General features: G+C 36.7%; 6 protein-coding genes. 3 read left to right on the top strand and 3 right to left on the bottom strand.

Annotation, left to right across the window (positions count from 1 at the left end; genetic code table 11):
* The first annotated feature begins 359 nt into the window (after nucleotides 1–359).
* Nucleotides 360–917 (top strand): GNAT family N-acetyltransferase, encoded by a 558-nt coding sequence (locus BFU02S_RS15395; RefSeq protein WP_066372566.1) that lies wholly within the window; start codon nucleotides 360–362, stop codon nucleotides 915–917.
* 50 nt (nucleotides 918–967) lie between these two features.
* Here the strand turns inward: BFU02S_RS15395 and BFU02S_RS17090 are convergent, their stop codons facing one another.
* Nucleotides 968–1,126 carry a hypothetical protein gene (locus BFU02S_RS17090; RefSeq protein ID WP_169797617.1) on the bottom strand — a complete coding sequence of 53 codons (159 nt, stop codon included), beginning with the start codon at nucleotides 1,124–1,126 and terminating at the stop codon, nucleotides 968–970.
* 188 nt (nucleotides 1,127–1,314) lie between these two features.
* Between BFU02S_RS17090 and BFU02S_RS15390 the strand changes: the two genes are divergently transcribed.
* Nucleotides 1,315–1,797, top strand: a complete 483-nt coding sequence (locus BFU02S_RS15390) for a spore coat protein (protein WP_066372559.1) — start codon at nucleotides 1,315–1,317, stop codon at nucleotides 1,795–1,797.
* A 31-nt stretch (nucleotides 1,798–1,828) separates the two neighbouring features.
* Here BFU02S_RS15390 and BFU02S_RS15385 read toward each other — a convergent pair whose 3' ends face one another.
* Nucleotides 1,829–2,293, bottom strand: a complete 465-nt coding sequence (locus BFU02S_RS15385; protein WP_066372558.1) for a FixH family protein — start codon at nucleotides 2,291–2,293, stop codon at nucleotides 1,829–1,831.
* A 2-nt stretch (nucleotides 2,294–2,295) separates the two neighbouring features.
* Nucleotides 2,296–2,574, bottom strand: a complete 279-nt coding sequence (gene yoyC / locus BFU02S_RS15380) for a protein YoyC (protein WP_066372556.1) — start codon at nucleotides 2,572–2,574, stop codon at nucleotides 2,296–2,298.
* 95 nt (nucleotides 2,575–2,669) lie between these two features.
* On the opposite strand from yoyC, the gene BFU02S_RS15375 reads away from it, so the two are divergent.
* A complete protein-coding gene (locus BFU02S_RS15375; RefSeq protein ID WP_066372554.1) occupies nucleotides 2,670–2,915 on the top strand; it encodes a DNA alkylation repair protein in 246 nt (81 codons plus the stop codon).
* Nucleotides 2,916–2,924: the final 9 nt, after the last annotated feature.

Genomic DNA, 2,924 nt, shown 5'->3' with positions numbered 1-2,924 from the left:
GGGTCCATTATATATTTCCGTAAAAAATAGAAATAGAAGAAGAGAAAAACTTAAGGAAAATGTAGAATTTTGTAAGAAAACTTTATTAAAAAGGCAACAAATAACTATATCTTTTTTGCTTTTTTTCGAGTATTATACAGTTAGTGAGGTATTTTTGTTTTGAGTATATTATTGAGGTTTTAAGACAAACTTTGGATAACAAAAAATAAAATAGGGAAGGCAAATGGTGCGCCACCAGTTTAACTGGTTCTAGTGGGTTCGATTCCCACCCCGAAATTTTTTAAGCAAGTTAAAAAAATTTCGAGGGTGGGCCGCTTCTTTTGACATGGAATCGGTATGCCCTGATTGGAGGGATCAACATGCTCAAGAAACGGGAGCTGCAGGACTGTCAAACTCTTTATGATTTAATGACGCATCCAGATGTCTTCCCTTTTATTCGTCATAAATGCGCCTCTTACGAAGAATTTCTGTTTATCACGAAACAGACAATCGAGGCAGAAGAACGCGGAGAATTGATTTCCCGTACGATTCTTGATGAATGGGGCAATCCGATCGGCGTCATCAGCCTGTACGATCTCGAAGACAATGCCGGATTCCTGGGCACTTGGCTTGGGAAACCGTATCACGGCAAAGGCTATAATCAAATCGCAAAATCGGCATTCTTCCAGGAACTGTTTTACGAAAAAGGAATTGAAACCGTGTTTATGCGGATCAAAAAGATCAATATCCGCTCCATAAAAGCAGCAGAAAAACTGCCCTATACAGTGAAAGCAAATGAAACAAGAAAAAATATATACGACCAAATCAATGCCCATGGAGATCTATTTGATTTATATGAAATTCCAAAAGATTTATATACTTTGCACGTTATGAGAAATGTCCCTTCAGAATCAGAAAATGATCTGTTGGAAGCATAGAAAAGCAATCGGCCGTGAAGGTCGATTGCTTTTTTAAAAAGTATTCTGTATTATTCCGTTACGTTTTGTTCCATTGTTTCATTTACTTCATTAATACCCATTTGGAGCAAAAATTCTTCTAATTCCTCGTCCGTTAACGTTTCAAATCGGCCATCATGAAAAAATACCTGGGTTTGATTGGGGTTAATTCTGTTCAGATTAAAACTCATTCTCTTTGCTCCTTTCCTTGATGATTAATTTCTATTATCTTCAAAAGAGCCATTCTTCATACTAAAACACACTGGGAATCACACAATCATTTTCAATAACTTATGGGCCTCTATTTGCATAATATAGAATATCGAAAAAGATTTTAACACCAGAAATTGACATCAACTTCCTGAAAGGAGGAAAATGAATGTTCCCATGGAATTTATTCCCTTTTAATAAAGACATGAAGGACACGCTGCAAAAATTAAAACCGGAAGAAATTGATAAATATGTACAGGATATCATTAGCAAAGTCATGCCTAACAATATGCGGGATATGATGAATCCAATGGAGATGTTTAATGGTTTTGGATCTTCTCAAGCAGCTCCCCAAGCAGCATCATCAGCTGGCATGTTATCATCATCCGCTTTTGAAACCCATGATTATGTGTATGTCCGGATCCCAATCAAAGACGAGGAATGGATTAAAAAACTTCGGCTTTATCATACCACCAACCAACTGATTGTTGAACATATTCCACAGCAGGAGGATAAACACACGATTACTCTGCCCGCCATTGTAAAAAAGAAAGGTGCATCGGCAAACTATAAAGACGGCATCCTGGAAGTAAAAATCCCTAAAAATATCGATATGCAATTTTCCCAAATCGATGTGATGGAAATTTTATAATAAGCGAAAAAGACAGCCGTCTAGCTGTCTTTTACTTTTTATTTATCTCATCATCCATATTCATTCCGTTCATTGAATTGGTATTCGAATTTTCAGGTGTACTCGGTGTGCCAACAATAAATTCTTTTTTCGGCATATTATGCATATTTCTTGCCGTCACGTGAGAAATGATATAATAAGTTCCTTCCTCGGAAAACGTTTTTTTCAGACTGTAAATGCCATTTTTGGGATGCTTTATTTCAATTTTTTCATGCTGAGCGGCATTTGCCCGCCAAATCTCAAATACCACTTCATCAGCATCGTTAACCGGTTTATTATCTTGAGTTACCTTTGCCTCAAACGTTACGGACTCATTCGGTTTTATTTTGTCCGGCTTTACGGATAATTCTACATTTAATATCTGCGGAATTTCATTCGTCTTTTTGGTTTCATTGCTGCATGCTGAGACCACTCCGAGTAAAAGAAAAGATATGACGAGTATCATCACCTTTTTCATGATCACACATCCTTGATTAATTTCTCCAGCATTTCAACGTAGATCCTGATTAAAAGCGGTTTTGCCTCCGGAGAAATCTTGGCATTTAGGATTCTTTTTACGGCAAAATAAAATTTTTCATATGGAGTTTTTCTTACCCTTGGATGGGAGTTTTCATCTAATAATTCTCGTTTTATTGCTTCAAGTAAAATTTCCTCACTTCTGATTTCATTATTCTCTAATAAACGATTATGCCAAATAGTACGATATTCTTCCAATAACCAATCGAAATTTTCTGACAAACGAATACCCCCTTCCTCTCTATCTTGCATTGTTACATAAATGATGGCAAAAATGCAAAAAATAAAGGTTAAACATATTTAGAAAGGAGAATCAAATGACTACTCCCTATCGTTGTCCAAATTGTAAAACCAATCGAAGCCGATTTAATGTTATCGAGCAAGTAGTACATCCTGTCAAGCTTGATCCTCAAACAGGGGCTGTTGTTTATGAGTATCAAGAGAATGAATTAGAACCATTTCATATCCGCTATAATGGTCCGGTATACCGAATCCAATGCGGGGCCTGCGGTTTAATCGAAGATGAGCGAACCTTTATCAAATTTGGTGAGCAGCCCTATTAACAGAAGGGG

The organism is Neobacillus fumarioli NBRC 102428 (assembly GCF_001591485.1).
Lineage (GTDB): Bacteria > Bacillota > Bacilli > Bacillales > Cytobacillaceae > Neobacillus > Neobacillus fumarioli.
This window is presented reverse-complemented; position numbering and strand designations above follow the sequence as displayed.